At 45.3% G+C, this 21,040-nt stretch carries 12 protein-coding genes, 1 pseudogene and 1 riboswitch; of the genes and pseudogenes, 3 read left to right on the forward strand and 10 right to left on the reverse strand.

Annotation, left to right across the window (positions count from 1 at the left end):
- Positions 1–40 precede the first annotated feature (40 nt).
- The 4 genes and pseudogenes from FHS57_RS10030 to FHS57_RS10040 all read right to left on the reverse strand — a co-directional run bounded on the left by FHS57_RS10030 (position 41) and on the right by FHS57_RS10040 (position 4,655).
- Entirely contained in the window at positions 41–2,371 is a 2,331-nt protein-coding gene (locus FHS57_RS10030; RefSeq protein WP_183973055.1) for an efflux RND transporter permease subunit, read from the reverse strand.
- Between the two features lie 156 nt (positions 2,372–2,527).
- Entirely contained in the window at positions 2,528–3,739 is a 1,212-nt protein-coding gene (locus FHS57_RS10035) for a M20/M25/M40 family metallo-hydrolase (protein WP_229601301.1), read from the reverse strand.
- 78 nt (positions 3,740–3,817) lie between these two features.
- Positions 3,818–4,069, reverse strand: a pseudogene (locus FHS57_RS32150) (antitoxin Xre/MbcA/ParS toxin-binding domain-containing protein); the annotation flags it as partial.
- Positions 4,070–4,157: 88 nt separating this feature from the next.
- Entirely contained in the window at positions 4,158–4,655 is a 498-nt protein-coding gene (locus FHS57_RS10040; protein WP_183973059.1) for a peptide deformylase, read from the reverse strand.
- Between the two features lie 522 nt (positions 4,656–5,177).
- Between FHS57_RS10040 and FHS57_RS10045 the strand changes: the two genes are divergently transcribed.
- Positions 5,178–8,090 carry a PVC-type heme-binding CxxCH protein gene (locus FHS57_RS10045; RefSeq protein ID WP_183973061.1) on the forward strand — a complete coding sequence of 971 codons (2,913 nt, stop codon included), beginning with the start codon at positions 5,178–5,180 and terminating at the stop codon, positions 8,088–8,090.
- 154 nt (positions 8,091–8,244) lie between these two features.
- Here FHS57_RS10045 and FHS57_RS10050 read toward each other — a convergent pair whose 3' ends face one another.
- The gene (locus FHS57_RS10050; RefSeq protein ID WP_183973063.1) at positions 8,245–9,327 is read right to left on the reverse strand and encodes a Gfo/Idh/MocA family protein; all 1,083 of its coding nucleotides are present in this window, start codon (positions 9,325–9,327) and stop codon (positions 8,245–8,247) included.
- 272 nt (positions 9,328–9,599) lie between these two features.
- Positions 9,600–9,740: riboswitch (cobalamin riboswitch) on the forward strand.
- Between the two features lie 95 nt (positions 9,741–9,835).
- On the opposite strand from FHS57_RS10050, the gene metE reads away from it, so the two are divergent.
- Positions 9,836–12,145 carry a 5-methyltetrahydropteroyltriglutamate--homocysteine S-methyltransferase gene (metE, locus tag FHS57_RS10055; RefSeq protein ID WP_183973065.1) on the forward strand — a complete coding sequence of 770 codons (2,310 nt, stop codon included), beginning with the start codon at positions 9,836–9,838 and terminating at the stop codon, positions 12,143–12,145.
- 70 nt (positions 12,146–12,215) lie between these two features.
- Positions 12,216–12,719, forward strand: coding sequence for a PAS domain-containing protein (locus FHS57_RS10060; protein WP_183973067.1), 504 nt, complete (start codon positions 12,216–12,218; stop codon positions 12,717–12,719).
- A 155-nt stretch (positions 12,720–12,874) separates the two neighbouring features.
- On the opposite strand, the gene FHS57_RS10065 is transcribed toward FHS57_RS10060, so the two are convergent.
- From FHS57_RS10065 to FHS57_RS10085, 5 genes are all read right to left on the reverse strand, one after another.
- The gene (locus FHS57_RS10065; RefSeq protein ID WP_183973069.1) at positions 12,875–13,573 is read right to left on the reverse strand and encodes a hemerythrin; all 699 of its coding nucleotides are present in this window, start codon (positions 13,571–13,573) and stop codon (positions 12,875–12,877) included.
- Positions 13,574–13,779: 206 nt separating this feature from the next.
- Entirely contained in the window at positions 13,780–16,050 is a 2,271-nt protein-coding gene (locus tag FHS57_RS10070; protein WP_183973071.1) for an NADP-dependent malic enzyme, read from the reverse strand.
- Positions 16,051–16,245: 195 nt separating this feature from the next.
- Complete coding sequence (locus FHS57_RS10075) at positions 16,246–17,208, reverse strand: AAA family ATPase (protein ID WP_183973072.1); 963 nt, start codon at positions 17,206–17,208, stop codon at positions 16,246–16,248.
- Positions 17,209–17,254: 46 nt separating this feature from the next.
- On the reverse strand, positions 17,255–18,622 hold the full coding sequence (locus FHS57_RS10080; protein ID WP_183973074.1) for a peptidylprolyl isomerase: 1,368 nt from the start codon (positions 18,620–18,622) through the stop codon (positions 17,255–17,257).
- Between the two features lie 19 nt (positions 18,623–18,641).
- Complete coding sequence (locus FHS57_RS10085) at positions 18,642–20,939, reverse strand: peptidylprolyl isomerase (RefSeq protein ID WP_183973076.1); 2,298 nt, start codon at positions 20,937–20,939, stop codon at positions 18,642–18,644.
- Between the last annotated feature and the right edge of the window lie 101 nt (positions 20,940–21,040).

Raw genomic sequence — 21,040 nt, forward strand, 5'->3', positions numbered from 1 at the left:
AGAGGCTGCCAACAATGGCAGCCTCTTTGATTTTTGGCAATTAGGAGGGTTTTTCCCCTTTCTTCATCCGATTAGTAATCGACAACAACAAAGCAGGCAACAGAATCAAGTTGGTACACATCGCTACCAAAAGCGTGATAGAAACCATGACCCCCATCGCCGCCGTTCCGCCAAAACTTGACGCGGCAAAAATGGCAAATCCACAGAACAAAATCGCCGCCGTGTAAATCATGCTCAAGCCCGTTCCAAAAATCGCTTTGCTAATCGCGACCGTTGGGGGATGGCCATTTTTGTAAATTTCCTGACGATAACGCGTCAAGAAATACACCGTACCGTCGGAAGCAATCCCAAACGTGATGCTAAAAATCAGAATCGTGGTAGGCTTAAAGTAAATATCAAAAAAGCCCATTATACCCGCCGTCAGCGCCAGAGGAATCAAACAGGGAAGTTTTGACAACAAAATAATGGGCACCGAACGGAAGAGAATCATCCCGACCAAAGCAATCAGGACAATGGCAATAAGCAAGCTTTCGTATAAGTTGCCCAACAAGTAATCGTTGCTTTTCAGAAACACCAAACTATGTCCCGTTAGGCTTACATTGTAGTCTTTGGGACTAAAAATAGAATCAACTTTCGGACGAATTTCTTTCAACAACTCTTTAATGCGTTCTGAACCCACATCGGCCATTTGAAAACTCACCCGCGTAATGCTGCGGTCTTTGTTCAAAAACGTATTCAACTGCTTCGCTCCTGCTCCATTTTGGCCTTGCCCTTGCACAAAATCTGACAATTTCGACAACTCCATTGCCCCAGGAAGTACGTAATACTTGGCATCGCCCCCGCGATAGGCTTGGTATAAAAAGCGCGATGCTTCCACCGCCGAAACAGGTTTTGAAAACTCTGGGTAATCGGCAAGTGCATTTTGGAGTGCTTTAATTTTGTACAATGTTCGAGCTTGATTTCCAAATACACCGTTGGGTTGTTTGGTATCAATCATTACTTCAAACGGTAGAACTCCATTGAAGTTTTTCTCAAAAAAGCGCAAATCCACGTAGATTTTATCATTTTTGGGCAAGTCATCCACCACATACCCAATGGCCTTGATTTTGGTTATTCCATACGCAGAAATCAAAATCATAGCCACCATCACCAGGTAAATAGCGCGGCGTTTGTTGTGTACCAAATAATCTACTTTTGTCAGGATTCCCACCGCCCATTTTCCGTCCAAATGACGTAAATGACGCGCTTTTGGAATATCCATGTAGTGTAACGTGATGGGCAACAACACCAAACAAAGCACATACGTGACCATCACACAGATAGCCGCAACCACGCCAAACTCCACCAACAAAGCACTATTGGTAAAATAAAACACCCCAAAACCAATGGCCGTGGTGACATTGGCCAGCAAAATCGACAGCCCGATTTGTTTCACCATTTCGGCAATGGCCTCGTCTTTATTGCCGTGCGTTTTGAGTTCTTGTTGGTATTTATTGATTAAGAAAATACAGTTCGGCACACCAATCACAATCAACAACGGCGGAATCAACCCCGTGAGGGCCGTAATTTTATACTCAAAGAGCTGCAAAGTACCAATCGAAAACACAACCCCAATGAGCACGACGACGATAGAAAGAAGGGTAAGGCGGAAAGAGCGAAAGAAAACCCACAAAATAAAGGCCGTCACGACCACTGCCAAAATCATAAACAACGTCATTTCGCTCGAAATCTTCTTCATCATCGTTGTTCGGATGAAGGGCATACCCGAAAAATGAAGCTCAGTATTGTGCTTAACGGCAAATTCGTTTGAAAACTTCGCAACATCCTCTACAATCGACAATCGGCGCTTTGAGTTTAGCGAAGCTTCGTTGAAGGTTACTAAGATAAGGGTCGAATTGGTTTTTGAATTCCACACCAACCCATCATAAAACGGCAAATTTTGAATTTGTTTTTTCAGAGTATCCGCCTCCGCTTGGGTCGTTGGAAGCTGTTTCATGGCGGGAAGAATATCGAAGCGGCTGGCACTGTCGTTTCGTACCACCTTATAAACACTTCCCAGCGAAAGCACATTTTTTATCCCCTCAGTCGATTTGATTTTTTGAGCAAGGGCCTCCCAATCGCGAAATTTATTGACTTCAAATAAGTTTTCATCCTGCCAACCAATGACCATTATCGCGCCATCTTCCCCAAAAAGTTGTCGAAAATATTGGTATTCTTTTTCGGTAGGGTCGTCAGACGGCAGGATACGTGCAAACTTGTACGAAAGCTCAATTTTACTTCCTTCGTACCCCATAAAAACCGTTGAAACCAGTATGACTGCCAGCCAAATAAACCGATATTTGATGATATTTTGAGCAATATTATTCCACATACGCAATGGTGCTTTGTTTTACGAAAGTCGCAAAGATACTCAGCCTTCCCGTGATTCAGCCTAAAAAAGTAAAGTTTATTGTCCATCATGAAGGTCAATAGAAAATAAAAATGCCCCGATTTTCATCGAGGCATTTCGCATTTACAAGCTCGTTTATTATTTAAAAGTAACAGGCAACGTCAATTTATCAGCCCCTCGCTGCACTTCTGCTTCTACGGTTTGGCCTTTTTCAAATTTTCCCAACGCACCCATATAATCGTAAATGGTATTGAGGGTATATTTATCCAAACGTAAAATCAAATCACCACCTTTGATACCCGCCGCTTCGCCAGGACGATTTTTAGAGACCCCATCCACCTTGATACCTGGCCCATTGAAAGAATAATCGAGCAAAAGCCCCATCGTCACTTTGAAACTCATATTGCGGGCCATTGGCATGGCAGTTTCGCGGTATTCTAAACGATTAGGAAGTTTATCAACGGCGTTCACAATCCCAACCACTGAATTGAGAATTTTAGCTTCTCCTTCAAAGTTAATTAGTTCAATGTCGTCGCTTGGCTTGTGGTAATCGCCGTGAACCCCCGTAAAGAAGAACAAAACAGGGATTTTCTTTACATAAAACGACGTGTGGTCGGAAGCGCCTGCGCCTGCGGAGTCAATTTTAAATGCCATTTTATCGCGTTCCAACACGGGAGGAATCACTTGCCCCCAGCTAGGACTTGTTCCCCACCCACCTACAGTAATTGCTTTATTAGGGTCAAAACGGCCAATCATGTCAAAATTGAGCATTAAATTCACCGTTGATAAGTCGATCGTAGGGTTGTTGGCGTAGTATTTTGAGCCTAACAATCCAAGTTCCTCAGCCGAAAAGCAAATGAAGAGGAAGTTATGTTTTTCTTTGACTTTGTTTTTGGCAAAATGCCGCGCTAATTCCAACACACCTGCCACACCCGACGCGTTGTCGTCGGCACCATTATGAATTTTACCTTTACTGTCAGGAATCAACGAGCCACGCTGATACCCTTCGCCGAGGTGGTCATAGTGCGCTCCGATGACAATGGTACGGTCGGCCCCGTTATCCAAAAAACCAACCACATTGCGGGCGTCCAACACGTGTACGGTATCAAGATTCGCCTTAAAAGGCTGTTCGTAGCCATTGGTGCCTTTGGGTTGAAGCCCAATTTCTTTGAAATACTTCGCAATATAATCCGCCGACATTTTTTCTTCCTTCGTCCCCGTCCCACGGCCTTTCAGTTCGTCGGATGCCAAGTAAGAAATATGTTTTTGGACGTTTTTGGCAGAAATGTCTGATTTCTGGGCGTACAATGAACCCGCTGCCAAGCAAGCTACTAATAGTATTTTTTTCATTAGAGGAATGTGATGAGTGAATAGTTTAGAGTTTGCATCTTCAACAAGTTTAGTCAAGGCCAATATACCGTGTGCAATACGGGTTAGTTCGTCATGAATCCACTCAAAACCATAAGGCGTTTCAAGCAATTCTATGTTTTTTTTACCACTTAAAATATGGTTTGGGTGATTCATCCACCCAATAAACTGCGGCAATTCTCCAAAAACATCCTCCCCACATTTACATAACACCGCAAGTTGAAGAGAATATTCCTCGACATCTTTTCCTATTGGCACAGAAATGATTTCAAGTTCGCCCCAATTATTTACCTCAAACATCGTACATGGCATTTGGCGTAAAAATAATGACTATTTTACATAACAACCCTGTGAAAAATGTTTTAATTATAAGTTCTTACCTACGAATTTACGAAGCCTACTACTTCGAGGGCGTAGGTCTCCAACGAAACGACTGTGTATCAATCGCGCGCATGGTACACAGAATGCCATCAAGATGGTCGTATTCATGTTGCAAAAGTTCTGACAACGCATCTTCCATCGGCCATTCTTGCGGCTGCCAGTGTTCATCGAAATATTTTATGGTCAACGACTTATGGCGCTTTACTTTAACCAACAAATTGGGAAAGCTCATGCAGTCGTCCCACAGCTCAAACGTTTCTTCGCTCAAATTCACCAGTTCTGGATTAATAAAAACTACGGGGCGGTCTATGTTCATGTAAATCAACCGTTTCATAATTCCTAGCTGCGGTGCAGCAATGGCTCGTCCAAAGCCATATTTTGTGCGTACTTCTTGCATTACATTGTGGAGGTCGGCCACCCAGCCCAACAACTCGTCGTACTCTTCGGGTAAAACAGGGGCACATACCTCGTACAATCGCGGGTCGCCCAGTAAAAGTAAATCGGCTAATGTTTTCATCTTTTTCTTCGTGTCTAAGCACCGTTGTAAATCAAAATCTTATGTGTGGTTGGTTTCTCAAAACCAACCAACTCAGCTTTCTCAAAACCCTTACAAACGAGGTTTTGAGAAACCTCTAGTGTCAGATTTGAGAATCTGACGTCACTCGTGAGGTGCGGTTGGTTTCTCGTGATGTGCCGTTGGTTTCTCAAAACCAACCAACTCGGGTCTCTTAAAACCCTTGAAAACGAGGTTTTGAGAAACCTCCAACGTCAGATTTGAGAATCTGACGCCACTCGTGAGGTGCCGTTGGTTTCTCGTGATGTGCCGTTGGTTTCTCAAAACCAACCAACTCAGGTCTCTCAAAACCAACCGACTCAGCTTTCTCAAAACCCTTACAAACGAGGTTTTGAGAAACCTCTTGCGTCAGATTTGAGAATCTGACGCCACTCACAAACTCTTTATAATAAGTAGCGAGTATCTTAGACCTTTTTGAGACTTTATTTCATAAGCATTCATTCGCCCCTAAAACCCCAACCAGCAATGCAAAATACAGCAATAAAACTCATACTATTACTGGGTTTTGTTTCGGTTTTTTCTTTCACAGGAACGGATACCCTCCAAAACGAATACCGAGCGGAAGGTGCTGCCGATTCCAACCGTGTCTATGTTCCCGACGACCTTGAAGCTACCCTCTGGGCCGAAGCACCGTTGTTTTACAATCCTACCAACATGGACATTGACGCCAAAGGGAGGGTTTGGATTACGGAGGCCGTCAACTACCGCAATTTTAACAATAAACCTGACCAAAAGCTCACCTTCAACGAAGGCGACCGAGTCATGATTCTGGAAGATACCGACGGTGATGGGAAGGCTGACAAATCGAAGGTGTTTGTCCAAGACAAAGACTTGGTAGCACCGCTGGGCATTGGGGTCATTGGCAATAAAGTGGTGGTAAGCTGCGCTCCCAATATTATCATTTATACCGACGAAAACGGCGACGACATTCCCGACAAAAAAGAGATTTTTTTAACGGGTTTTGGCGGCCTCGACCACGACCATTCGCTGCATTCGCTCACGGCTGGCCCCGACGGAAGGTGGCATTTTAACACAGGAAATGCGGGACCGCACAATGTCAACGATAAAAGTGGTTGGACACTGCGCTCGGGGAGTATTTATACAGGAGGAACACCCTACAACAAAGAAAACCAAGGCAATCAAAAAAGCGACGATGGCCGAATTTGGGTAGGTGGCCTGTCGTTGCGGATGAATGCCGACGGAACGGGTCTCAAAGTAATGGCGCACAATTTTAGGAATAGTTACGAAATAGCCATCGACAGCTACGGCGATTATTGGCAAAATGATAACGACGACCAAGTAGTCACGTGCCGCACGAGTTGGGTCATGGAAGGCTCTAACGCAGGCTATTTTAGTGCCGACGGTACGCGTACTTGGCAGGCCGACCGACGACCTAGCCAAGACATGTTTACGACCCACTGGCACCAAGAAGACCCTGGCGTTTTGCTCGCGGGTGACAACACGGGCGCAGGCTCTCCCACGGGTATGCTCGTGTATGAAGGCGACGCCTTGGGTGAAAAATACCGAGGTACCGTTCTCAGCTGCGAAGCAGGTCGAAATGTGGTATGGGCGTATTGGCCTAAAGCCAAAGGGGCTGGTTTTGACTTTTCTCAACGGGTCGATTTTATCAGTAGCTTTCCCAAAGTCGAAGAACACTACATTTGGCACGAAACGGGCAAAGACAAACGTAAGTGGTTCCGCCCCAGCGATGCCGCTACGGGCCCAGACGGCGCTATTTACGTCGCCGATTGGTACGACCCCGTGGTAGGTGGCCACCAAATGCACGATAAAAAAGGCTACGGACGGATTTACCGAATCACGCCCAAAGGCAAAAAGTTAAGTACACCCACCTTAGATCTCGGCTCGGTCAAGGGACAAATCGAAGCCCTTAAAAACCCCGCCATCAACGTCAGAAACCTAGGTTTTGTGGCGTTACAAGCCCAAGGCGAAAAAGTAATTCCCGCCGTCAAAGCCTTGCTGGGAGACGCCAATCCGTTTGTGCAAGCGCGCGCGGTGTGGTTGTTGGCTCAATTGGGGGCAGCTGGAAAAACCGAAGTAGAACAACTTCTGCTTCAAAGTACTGACGCTCGGCTCCAAACTGCGGCATTTCGGGCGTTGAAGCACGACATTACGCCTTCAAGTTCGCCCCAAGAAATAGCCCAACAAGTGGATTTGTGCCAAAAAGCGCTCAAAGTGGCTTCCCTCCCACTTTACCGCGAAATTGCCATTTCGTTGCGGGATGTTCCTTACGCTGCTATGGCAAGTCTGATTTCGCCGCTCGAAGCTGCTTTTGATGGAAAAGACCGTTATTATTTAGAAGCCTTAGGAACGGCTTTGGACGGAAAAGAAGAAAGTTATTTCCAGAAAGTTCGTCCTCAATGGCCTCAAAATGCCGCCAAATGGACGCCCCAACAAGCGTGGATGGCGTGGCGACTTCATCCAAAAGCAGCCTTGGTCGATTTAAAAACGCGAGCGTCCTCTCCAACTCTCTCTTCTGAAGAGCGCAAACGAGCCATCACCGCCATTGCGTTTATAAAAGACAAATCGGCCGCGCTTGCCATGCTTGATTTAACCAAAAGTACCTTGAAAGACGTAGCCGAACAGGCGTTTTATTGGGTCAATTTCCGCAAAACCAACGATTGGCAGTCGTTGCTTGATTGGCAGGAAGCGGCGGCCACGCAACTCAGTCCCGCTCAAAAACAGATGTTGACTTGGAAAGACATCATGACCGATGCCAATGCCCCCATCGCAAAACGCGAAGAGGCGGCAAAAACGCTTGCTGGGGATGTATTTGGGGGACAATTGCTACTCGCTGCCGCCAGTGAGAACAAAATTCCGAAAGAGCTACGGCCGCTCATTGCTCAAACCATTTTTAACAATCCCGATCGCAGTATTCGGATGATGGCGGGCGATTATTTTCCACGTCCAAGCGGAAAAGGACTGTCGGTAAGCTTAGCCGCAAGCTTTCCCGCCGACCTTGGTAAAGGCAAACAGATTTTTCAAACACACTGCACGTCGTGTCACCGCTTTCAGCAAGACGGGAAAGAAATTGGCCCTGATTTGACTTTGATTGGGAAAAAGTTTGATAAAGAGGGATTGTTAGACGCCATCATCAATCCAAGCGCCAGTTTGGCCTTTGGCTACGAACCGTGGATTATTCAAACCAAAGACAAAAATACGTACTACGGTTTTGTGGTGGGCGACGGGGCGAATGTGCTCCTCAGGGATGTTGCGGGCAAAACATCGGCCATTAAAGCGTCACAAATTGCTTCTCGTCAACAACTTAAAAATAGCTTGATGCCTGAACCGTCATCGTTGGGGCTAAAAGAAAAAGATTTGTCGGATTTGGCAGGGTATCTGCTCGGGTTACCTAAGTAAGCAAGAGGCAAGAGTCGGACCGTCGCACGGCAAGGGGCAAGGGGCAAGGGGCAAGGGGCAAGGGGCAAGGGGCAAGGGGCAAGGGGCAAGGGGCAAGAAAAACTAAAGTAAAGGGCGAATGAGTTCCTTCTGCCCTTTACTTTAGCCAATAATATTATAAACGAACGACTTCGCCCGTACGCACTGATTCGTCGCACGCAAACGCGATTTGAAGGCTGTTTACGGCGTCCGCCATGTGGTCGGTTAGGTCAACATCTTCTACGATTGCCTTTAAGAAATAAGCTTGTTCGCGGTTACAAAGCTCTTGGTGGTCTGGCTCGTCGGTCAGGTTAATCCACTCATCAGGTTTTGTAAATGCGTTGTTTTCGTCAATATCAGCATGGTGATAGCGCAACGACTCCGTTTTGGTGTGTGCGTCCACGTTGTCCGATTTACCCGCCCCACCTGCATCTTTTGCTACAATCGACACGCAGCCTTTAGGGCCTACCACGTCTTTCACAAAAAATGCCGTTTCGCTCATCATCGGGCCCCAGCCTGCTTCGTACCAACCTACGGAACCATCCTCAAAACGAATTTGGAGTTGTCCGTAATTGTAATTTCCCGCAGGAATATCGTCGGTCAAGCGAGCGCCAATGGCCGATACCCACACTGGTTTTGAACGGGTCATTTGGCACATAACGTCGATGTAATGCACGCCGCAGTCCACGATTGGGCTAAGGCTTTTCATCAAATTGCGGTGTACGTCCCACATATAGCCGTGGCTTTGCTGGTTGAGATTCATCCTCATTACCAACGGCTTACCAAGCGTTTGTGCCAATTCCACAAACTTTTCCCACGACGGATGATGGCGCAAAATATACCCTACCACCAATTTTTTATTGGCTTTCACGGCTGCTTCTACCACGCGCTTCGCTCCTTCGACGGTATCAGCAACGGGCTTTTCGATAAATACGTGACAGCCGTGCTCAAAGGCCATGACGGCAAACGCTTCGTGCGTGTCGGGGTAGGTGGAGATACAAACCGCGTCGGGTTGAGTCGCTTGAAGGGCTTCTGCATAATCGGAATACAATGCGTAACCGCCCCCTAATTTTTCGTTTAGAACTTCTTTACTTTTTCCCGTTGAGACAATACCACAAATTTCGAAACCTTCAAAATTATGATAGGCTGTGGCGTGAGAGGCGCCCATGTTACCGCATCCAACGACAAGGACGCGCACTGGTTTGGGGGATGTTGACATAGGTAGTAATGAAAGGAAATGGTTTTAACTGTAAAAGTACATCATTCATTCTTACATACCATCATTTCTTCAAAATGGGCTGTTGTGGCACAGTAATTTTTGGGTAATAAATTGGAGAATTGTTTTAAGATTATTTATCTATTATTTTTTATTTATACAATTATATAATCTTTTATATTTAATATATTTGATTATTTTTTGTTAATTTCTATTCAAGAATAAACTTTATATGTTTCCATTTTATTCTCTCTCTACCTTTGCAGAAGTTCTTTCAATCAATTGCCGTTTTTGGTTTCAGCGGAATTTGTTTTTGCTGAATTAAAAAGGAATCGTGTGTAACTCACGAACTGACGTGCAACCGTAAATCGCCCAAAGCGATAAGTCGAGACACTTGCCAAAAACGAATTGACGGAGGCTTTCACGAGTCGAAGCCGACGTCAGGCAGTGGGTAAGGAAAGAGCAAATAAGTTTTTCAACTTTTTTGTTTCATTCAACTCCTTTTACTCTTATGCTCAAAAACAACCTTGGGTATCCTCGCATTGGCAGCCGCCGCGAGCTCAAAAAAGCCTGTGAAGCCTACTGGGCGGGCAAAATCTCACAAACCGAACTGTTAGAAACAGGCCGCCAAATCCGCCTTCACAACTGGCAGCTGCAACAACAAGCAGGCATTGACCTCATTCCGTCCAACGATTTTTCTTTGTACGACCATGTGCTCGACCTCAGCCTAACCGTGGGTGCTATTCCTGCTCGCTACCAAGAAATCTTAAATGCCAATCCTCAAAACAATTCCCTCGATGTCTATTTTGCTATGGCTCGGGGCTACCAAAAAGAGGGGCTTGACATCAAAGCGTTAGAAATGACCAAATGGTATGATACCAATTACCATTACTTAGTGCCTGAGTTCACCAAAAATCAGACGTTTAGCCTTTCTTCAGACAAAATTTTCAATGAGTTTGATGAAGCCAAATCGGCAGGAATTTTGACGAAACCCGTGCTTTTAGGGCCTGTTTCGTACTTGCTTTTGGGCAAAGAAAAAGAAGCCGATTTTCACCGCTTAGAATTATTACCTCGCTTGCTTTCCGTCTATTACGACATCATTGAGCGACTGACCCAACAAGGAGCCGTGTGGATTCAATTCGATGAACCCTGCCTTGCACTTGATTTAAGCTACAAAGAAAAAGACGCCCTCCGAACGGCCTACGGCACGATTCGTACCCGTTTCCCCCAACTGAAAATTATGCTGGCTACTTACTTTGATGGCTTACGCGACAACCTGCTGGTAGCTTCTCTTTTGCCAGTTTGTACGCTACATGTCGATTTGGTACGTTTCCCCAGTCAATTTGAGAACCTATTAACAGCCATTCACGAACCTATGTCGTTGTCGCTTGGTGTAGTTGACGGACGCAACATTTGGAAAAACGACTACACCCGTTCTCTCACTTTCATCCAAAAAGCCATTGATAAGTTAGGAGAAGCAAGGGTAATGATTGCGCCCTCTTGCTCCTTGCTGCATACGCCCTGCGATTTGGAATTGGAGAAAGACGAAACCAGACTTCCCTCTGAGATAAAGCAATGGATGGCTTTTGCCAAACAAAAGCTTCAAGAAATCAACGATTTATACCTCATCGCTACCCAAGGAAACGACGCTAAATGGGCACAAAATAAAGCAGACATCGAAAGTCGGCGTAGGTCGCCATTGATTCACAAGCCGCACGTAAAACAACGCATTGATGCGCTCAGCGAGGCCGATACCCAGCGTAAAAGTCCGTTCTCAACCCGTCAACATCTTCAAAAAGCGTTCTTGCAGTTGCCCACGTTCCCCACAACGACCATTGGGTCATTCCCCCAAACAGACGCCATTCGTCAGCTTCGCGCTCGCTACAAAAGCGGCGAGATTTCCCCCCAACACTACGAGGAAATCATCGAAAACCACACAAAAGAAGCGATAAAATGGCAGGAAGAAATAGGTTTGGATGTGTTGGTACACGGCGAATTTGAGCGTAATGACATGGTGGAGTATTTCGGCGAACTGTTGGAAGGGTATGCTTTTACGCAAAATGGTTGGGTACAAAGCTATGGTTCACGTTGTGTGAAACCACCAATTATCTATGGCGATATTGAACGCCCACACCCCATGACCGTACGATGGGCTACTTACGCCCAATCGCTGACCTCAAAACCAGTGAAAGGCATGTTGACGGGGCCAATTACGATTTTGCAATGGTCGTTTGTTCGGGACGACCAAGCTCGAAGTGAAACAATGTTTCAGCTTGCCTTGGCGATTCGTGATGAAGTATTGGATTTGGAAAAAGCAGGTATTCGAATCATCCAAATCGACGAAGCTGCGCTGCGTGAAGGACTTCCGCTACGCAAAAGCGACCGACAAGCCTATCTGGATCATTCCGTCAAAGCCTTTCGGGTGGCATCTTCCGCAGTGGCTGACCAGACCCAAATCCATACCCACATGTGTTATTCGGAGTTTAATGACATCATAGAATCCATTGCGGAGATGGATGCGGACGTTATAACGATTGAAACGTCCCGCTCACAAATGGAGCTATTGGAGGCTTTTTATACCTTCAACTATCCCAACGAAATTGGCCCAGGCGTGTATGACATCCACAGCCCCCGCGTGCCCAGCGTCGAGGAAATGGTGCAATTGTTAGAAAAAGCATTGGCCGTACTCCCCGCTGATCATCTTTGGGTCAATCCCGACTGTGGTTTAAAAACGCGCCGTTGGCCAGAAACTGAGAGGGCGCTCAAAAACATGGTACAAGCAGCACAACACGTGAGAGAAACCATCAACGAAGAAGTTTAAACAAATTACCCTACGTTTGGTTTAAACATTTTACCTGAACGTAGGGTAATTCCAAAAAACGACAAAAGTTATGTTTCACTTTCCATCTTCCAAACCTTTTCATAAAAATTCTTCAATCGCTCCTTTATTAAGCTGGGATTTTGCCCATCCGTTGTTACAAAAGCAAATAGAAGTAGGGGAAGATTATAAATCCATCTCGACCCTTTCTGAAAGATTTCAATGGGATTTAGAATTAGAAACAAAACAACTCTTACGAAACAATTATATCCTAGTAATCACCGACTTATCCCAAGAAATAGTATGGGTAAGTAAGCAATTTGAAACAATGACCCATTATCCCAAAAACGAGGTCATCGGACGGAAACCTACGTTCTTGCAGGGTGAAAAAACAAGCACAAAATCGCTGCACTTGATACGCGAAAAGTTGTCGAATGTCGAGCAAGTAGCGACCAAACTTCTCAACTACCGTAAAAATGGGGAAGCCTATTGGTGCCAAGTAACCATTCTCCCCATCCACAACACTGACGGTCTTTTGACGCATTTTATGGCGATTGAGAAAGAAGTTGATTGTTAGTTAAGTACTCAAGCACAACGGGGGCAATGCAGCTGCCTTCTTTGTTCACTATGTGTTTATTCTAATGTGCTCTATGTGTTTTAGAAGGTCTTGCATTCACACACCCCCATTGGCTTTGTCTTTTAGGTAAAGAGGAAGTATTCCAAAAAGTTGGCTCAATTCAATTGCTGCTCCAGTTCAAGCGCCATTGGTACCAAAACGTGGTCTTCGATGATGGCGTGTTTACGAAGTTCCAATTCAAACAGCTCCACTTGGTTCAAGAAAATTTTATACGGCAAAGGCACGGATTCTTCGCCAGAATAACGCCGAATCATCTGACTTACTTCTTGCAGCTCGTCTTCGATGGGCGAGTGGGAATCAATAAATTGTTGGATACTAAAGTTCGATTTTTCGGCTGAAGTCCGAAGTTCGGCGGGCTGTTTTGAAACCTCAATGAGTTTCTGAATATAAGGAAACAGCTCTTTCTCTTCCATCCGAATGTGCTCAATCAAATGGGTCTTGTAGTCATTGAAGAAATAGGCCAAACTCGCCAATAGCTGATGGCTTTGTCCATATTTGCTAAAAATATGCACCAACGACTGCTCAATTTCGGGAAGTTTTTTGGTAAGATAATAACGGTGAGTCGCTTGTAAATAGGCCAGAATTTCTCCAATCGAGAACTTCTGCATTTTTTCAAAAGGAAAGTCTTCTTCGTTATTGTATAAATCTAAAATGAGCTCGATTAGCTCAGGATTCATGTCGATTACTTTGCTTCCTGCTTTTTGCTCTTTGTCTTGCAGGGAAGAATCACCGAACCTTTCAACAACCAATTGGTAGGTTTTGTCGGTATCAATAAAATCATGTAGTGCAGCCATACTAGTTCATTTGGGTTGAAGCCAAATCTACCCACTGCTGCGTATTCAAACTATGATAAAAATCAGGAAAAGGTTTGGGGTTTACAGTTTTGGGTTTCGTGTTTGGGATTTAAGGTTTTGAGAAACCTTGGCGGCGGTTATTAGTAACCGCCGCCACTTTGGGTCCAAACAGGAAACCCCAAACTTCAAACAGGAAACCTATAAACCTATTGCTTCATCTGCGCCTCCACTACTGCGATGGCCACCATGTTGACAATCTCACGAACCGAGCTACCCAGCTGCAAGACATAAACGGGTTTGCCCATGCCCAACAACAACGGCCCAATCGCCTCGTATTCACCTACTTCCTTGAGGAGGTTATAGGCAATGTTACTCGCCGAAAGATTAGGGAAGATAAGTGTATTTGCTCCGTCGTCCACCAATTTTGAGAAAGGGTGGTTGGCGCGTAACAGTTCTGTATCAAAGGGCAAGTGCGCTTGCATTTCACCGTCCACAATCATGTCTGGATGCTTCGCGTGGAGTTTTGCCACGGCTGCGCTCATTTTTTCAGCATCTTCTCCTTTGGCGCTTCCAAAGTTAGAATATGTGAGCAATGCAATGCGTGGTTTGATATTAAAACGCTCTACTGCCCGTGCCGTGAGTTCCGTAATTTCGACGACATCATCTACCGTCGGATTGAAATTCACCGTCGTATCAGCCAAAAACAACGGCCCACGACGCGTCAGAAGGATGTACATCCCTGCTACTTTTGTCACGCCAGGTTCTTTTCCAATGATTTGGAGCGAAGGGCGAATTGTGTCGGGATAGTTGCGGGTCAAACCAGAAATGAGTGCATCGGCTTCGCCCATTTCCACCATCATTGCCCCAAACGAACTACGATAGTACATCATTTTACGCGCTTCAATGAGATTGACCCCTTTGCGTTGGCGTTTTTTGAAATACGCTTCGGCATAGCGGTCAATGTTTTCTGCTTGTTCGGAGCTGTATGGATCAATCACAGGCACATCGGCCATGTCAAGCTTATTGGCTTCAATGATGGCACGAATACGCTCCTCTTTCCCAAGCAATATAGGGAATGCAATTCCTTCATCGCGCACTTGTTGGGCTGCTTTGAGTACTTGTACATTTTCAGCATCCGCAAATACAACGCGTTTTGGCGCTTTACGGGCTTTACTGATAATCACCCTTGAAATCTGATTGTCTTGGCCTAGACGCTTTTCCAACTGCTGAATGTACGCATCCCAGTCGGCAATTGGGCTTTTGGCAACCCCGCTGTCCATCGCTGCTTTGGCAACGGCAGGTGCTACGGTCGTAAGCAAGCGCGGGTCAACGGGTTTAGGGATGATGTACTCCCGCCCAAACGTCAAGTTGGTCGTATTATAAGCTAAGTTGACAATATCTGGGACGGGCTTTTTGGTCAATTCGGCCAATGCGCGCACGGCTGCCAACTTCATTTCTTCATTAATTTCACTGGCACGTACGTCCAATGCGCCACGGAAAATGTACGGAAATCCGAGTACGTTATTTACTTGGTTGGGATAATCCGAGCGACCTGTAGCCATAATCACGTCCTCGCGGGCTTCTACCGCATCAGGATACGGAATTTCAGGATCAGGGTTGGCCATCGCAAATACCATTGGATCTTTGGCCATCGAACGTACCATGTCTTGCGATACTACATTGGCCTTTGACAAACCTAAAAACAAATCGGCTCCTACCATTGCCTCTGCAAGGGAAGCAAAACGGCGCTCTGAAGCAAATTCTTTTTTAAGGTCATCCAGATCCGTACGGGCGGTATTGATATGCCCTTTGCTATCAAACATATCGACATTCTCGCGGCGAACGCCCAATGCCATATACAGCTTGGTACACGAACTAGCCGAGGCACCCGCACCTGAAACAACGATGCGAATATCTTCGACTTTTTTGCCCACGATTTCGAGGCCATTCAACAAGGCAGCCGCACTAATGATGGCCGTACCGTGTTGGTCGTCGTGCATAACAGGAATATTCAGTTCGGCTTTGAGACGACGTTCAATCTCAAAACACTCTGGTGCCTTAATGTCCTCAAGGTTTACGCCCCCGAAGGTTGGCTCCATAATTTTGACAGTCCGCACAAACTCGTCCACGTTTTCGGTGTTAAGCTCGATGTCAAACACGTCGATGTCGGCATATATTTTAAACAGAAGGCCCTTCCCTTCCATCACGGGTTTGCCTGCTTCTGGGCCAATATTACCCAAGCCTAAAACGGCGGTTCCGTTACTAATAACTGCTACCAAGTTACCTTTGGCGGTGTACTTATAGACATCCTCTACGTTGCGGTGAATCTCCATACAGGGTTCGGCAACGCCAGGAGAATATGCCAAAGACAAGTCGAGTTGGTTGTTGGTCTCTTTGGTTGGCACAACTTGAATTTTGCCAGGGCGGCCCTTCGAGTGGTAGTAAAGCGCGTCCTCTTTGCGAATTTTTGGAGGCATAACGGTTAATTGGAGGTTGATTTTGGGGCTGCAAGGTACGAACGAAAATCATTTGTCGTACTAATTAATTGAGTTTTTGTCATAAACCTACCCGATAAGTTTCTAAACGGTACAAAGTCATACAAACAAAAAGCCGTCTATTCTCCTCTAAATGGGGAATAGACGGCCAAAATGACGACTATTTATGAACAAAATTTAGACCAATCGTTTGATGATTTCATTGGATGAAATGCCTTCGGCTTCGGCTCTAAAGTTACGCACGATACGGTGGCGCAAAATAGGTGCCGCCACTGCTTTCACATCTTCAATGTCAGGTGAATATTTGCCATTGATAAGGGCATTACATTTGGCCGCCAAAATGAGGTTTTGCGACGCACGTGGGCCCGCTCCCCATTCCAAATAACTCTTGGTATCTGCACTTGCAAACTCCCCGTTAGGGCGGGTTTTGTGAACCAATTTTACGGCATATTCCACCACATTATCTGCCACAGGTACGCGTCGCACTAAGTGTTGGAATGCTTCAATCTCAGCCCCCGAAATTACTTTGTTTACCGTGGGTCTGCTGTCGGCAGTTGTTGCTTTTACGATGTTTAATTCTTCTTGGAACGAAGGATAATCCAAGGTGACCATAAACATAAAACGGTCCAATTGCGCTTCAGGAAGTGGATACGTTCCTTCTTGCTCGATGGGGTTTTGCGTAGCTAACACAAAAAACGGACGGCTCAACGCATGCTTTTGACCTGCCACGGTCACGGCATATTCTTGCATCGCTTCCAAAAGCGCCGATTGCGTTTTGGGCGGTGTACGGTTAATTTCGTCCGCCAAAATGATATTGGCAAACACAGGCCCGCGCACAAAACGAAAATTACGCTCGTTGTCTAACGTTTCCGACCCCAAAATATCCGAAGGCATCAAGTCGGGCGTAAACTGAATACGGTTAAAACTTAAATCAAGTGCGTTCGAGATTGTCTGAATCAACAGGGTTTTTGCTAACCCTGGTACCCCCACAAGCAGACAATGTCCTTGGCAAAAAATGGCCGTCAAAAGTAAACGTACTGTTTCATCTTGACCTACAATCACTTTTCCAATCTCGGTGCGGAGTTTTTCATAGGATTCTTTCAAAGCTTCGGCAGCTGCAACGTCAGAACTAAACTTCATTTCATCTAAAGGGTTTATGAGTTAATAGATGGGGGATTTAATTTTTTCAATTGTCATCGGGGGAAATGCCGAATATTCGACATCCTTGGTATTCAGGTTCAACTTTGATAAATACGTCAGCTACTGCTTTTTTAAACCACTCATCCACCGCCTTTGTTTTTTTGTTTGCCAAAACAATGTTGTTAAGTTTTTCAAAGTCTAACTTCAAACTCGCCGTGTGCGGGTCTGACTTACTCTTATAATAGACGATGCGCATGGCCGTTTTACCATCGTCCGTACGGTAATTCAATGGCGCACTTATCGTGCCAACTTTCATGGTATCCAACATCATATACAAGTTATAATCCATAGAAGCATCCAATGGCAAGCGCGACGCGCCCGATTGTGCATCTTTGATGAGCCCTCCCGCGTCGGCAGTATTTTTGTCTTCCGACCAATCTTTGGCCAATCTTTCAAATTTAGCCGTTGTGTCTGTTTTAATCACTCGGTTTAAGCTATCCAAAATACGCTGTGGTTCACTCAAATCCATGCGGTTGTAATCAGGGCGCAACAAAATGTGACGCGCGTGGTATTCTGCCCCACGGATTTCGAGCAATTGAATCAAGTGCAAGCCAAATTCTGACTCTATCGGTTCTGAGATTTCGTTCGGTTTGAGTTTCAACGCTGCTCCTTCAAACTCTGGCACCATCATCCCGCGCTTGGCAAACCCTAAATCTCCGCCTTGTTGTGCCGAACCAATGTCTTCTGAATAAGCCGACGCCAAGCCAGAAAAATCTTCTCCTTTTTCAACGCGTTGCTTAAAATCCAACAACTTGTTACGAAGTTCATCTTTTTGCGCCTTGGTCACTTTTGCAAAACGCACAATTTGTCCAATTTCTACCTCCGCAGGAATAAACGGCAAACTGTCTTTTGGAATCGCATTAAAAAACTTGCGAATCTCACTCGGCGTTACTTTGATTGCTTCCGTAATTTTGTTTTGCATTTTGTCCGAAAGCATTTCTTCCTTGATTTCACTGCGAAGCTCTGCTTTTAGCGTCTCAATGCTTTTGCCATAAGCCTCCACAATGTTCTTTTCTGAACCAAAGCGTTTGGCCATGTATTCCATACGAGCCGAAATTTGATTATCAATTTGTTTGTCTTCCACCTCCACCGAGTCAATTTCAGCTTTGGCAAGGAGCATTTTACGGATAATCAAACTTTCCAATGCTTGGCATTGGTTGGGCGCAGGTTGGTTTTGTTGTTGGTATTGTAAAATAAGGTTTTCAAGGTCAGAGCGAAGGATGTAGTAGTTATCTACTTTTCCGATTACTTTGTTGACACTGACACTTTTGCCTTGTGACCAGCCCGAAAGGCAACTAATAAACACCAATACGAGGGTAAGGCTACTGAATCGTTGAATGAGGGTATTTTTCATATAATACTAAATGGACTGCTTATTTTGACAGTTTACGCAATTCTTCTTCGTTTACTTGTACGCCAAATTTTTGGCGCAATTGATTAAGCCAATTTGTTTCGAGTTGTTTTTGGAAATCATTTATCACTGCTCCCCGCGCTTCATTAAAAGTTTTGATACGAGCAGGTTCAATTTTCTCAATGTTAATAACGGCTTTTTTCCCATTTACGTTTACTTGTTGCATTCCAGCTTCCCAACGGCCCGCATTTAAGTACGCATTTGTTCCTTTCGCAAAAGCACCATCGGTGATGCTAATTACTCCTGTCTTCTGGGCATTCAGCGCTTTTTCAAGGTCTTTTTTTGAACTGCTAAAATACTGAAAACTAATTCGGCGGTTGCGCGTATCGGTTGCTACGGGTTTGTATTTCCCATTGTCTTTCTCAATAATTCGCGTCAACGATACGCCATCTCCTGACAAAGCCTTGATGGCATTTTTCAAGCGAGCCGCCGACACAGAGTCAGCTTCTTCTGCTCCTGCAAACGACGATACCTCTACCACATAATTTTCGTTGTTCATCAATGTCATTGCCACATCCACCAACGCTTCGCGGTGTTTTTCGGTCAATATCGTCGATTTTGAATCAAAAATGAGGTCTGTCCCCTTGCGACGAAGTTGATAAGGCGCAGACTTCAGCGATTCTTGCGCACGTTTCAGGAGTGAATCGCTATCCGACACCAAAATTGTCGCCAATGCGCGCTCTGGGTACTGGTATTTCTGTTTGTTTTGTTCCCAAAGTTTCCGCTGCCCGAGGGTATCCGACAACGACGGCTGCCAAACGTTGGCTTCCATGGTTTGAGAAAACAACAAACCATCGTTCATTTCCGTCACAAGTGCTTTAAATTCAGGGTATTTTTTGTCTAAATTTTTCTCTTCGACTTCAATCAGCTTTTTCTCCAAATACGTACGATAGTAACGTTGCCCAACAACCAACGGCGACGAGTTTGGCGCAGCAGGTCGCTGAAAATCGCGTACGTATTCTAAAAACTGATTTACCAAAAACGACTCATTATCAATACGAAACAGCTCTTTTTTGTCAAGCGTTGCGCTGAGAGGTTCGATAAACTTCCACTGACCGTTTAAGATAGACGAATCAAATTTGGCAAGAGCTGCTTCACGAATAGGTTCTGCTTCCACTATTTTATATGAAGCTCTTAGCTTTTTGATAAGTGCTTGTTGGATTACTTCACTTCTTGAATCGGTGGTTACTTTTTGGCGAATTTGAGGAGCCGCCTCGGCAAATGATTCAATGGGCTTTTTGGAAAGCAATTTGACAATATGCCAACCATAATTTGATTGAAACGGCGCCGAAATATCACCCACATTTTTCAAAGAAAATGCCGTATTCTCAAACTCAGGCACCATTTCGCTTGGCCCAAATTCCCGCAGAACGCCCCCTTCGTTTTTGGTGGTGGCATCGTCCGAATAATCACGACACACAATTTCCCACGCTTCTTGTTGAAGTAAGGCCGCCGCTTTTTCTGCCTTGGCTTTCGCTGCGATTTTCCCCGCTTCCGTTGCGCTCGAACTAACGCTCACCAAAATATGCGCCACCTGTACTTTTCCACGCGCAGGACGGCGTTCAAGTACTTTAATCAGGTGATACCCCGCCCGCGAACGCACAGGATTAGATATTTGCCCTATAGGCAACGTAAAAGCAGCTGTCTCAAACGGGTAAATTGTTTTAAAAACAGGAAAATAACTTTCCAAATCTCCCCCCTTTGGACTTGAAATAGGGTCTTTGGAATATTGTTTAGCGGCACTTTCAAAATCAATTTCTTTCTGAATGATGCGCCCACGAAGTTCGCTGATGGCACGAAACACAGACAGCGTGTCCGCAGGTAAAGCATCAGGCGAAACAGGGAGCATAATGTGCGCGATACGAACTTCTTGCTTCATTCGTTCATACGCCTCCGCCACCAAATTATCCACCAACGCCTTGTCCATCAAGTACGGCTGCGCAAGTTGCTGGCGATAAGACGCCATTTCTTCACGAAAACTAGCCGCGGTATCAAGCCCTGCGCTTTGAGCGCCCAATACTTTTAATTTAAGGTTTGTATAAAGTTGTAGGTATTCGCTAATGCCCGTGGGCTTGGTGGTATCGTCCGAAAACTGGTTTTTGGTAAATGACTGAAAAAACTCATCGGTTGTGATTTTTTTCCCGCCAATGGTCAGAATCGTAGGTTCGGACGGTGGTGGCGGTGGAGGGGTAGGTTTCGATGTAGTACAGGCTGTAATACCAAGAATCAACGCAGCGACGACGAAATAGCTATACTTCATTTGAACTTCTTTTGGTTCATTAATTAAACACTAATCAAGCTTCATTTATTGTGAAGTTTGCAAAGTTACGCCAACTTTCCGAAAGTTTAAACAAACATTCG

The organism is Runella defluvii (assembly GCF_014195535.1).
Lineage (GTDB): Bacteria > Bacteroidota > Bacteroidia > Cytophagales > Spirosomataceae > Runella > Runella defluvii.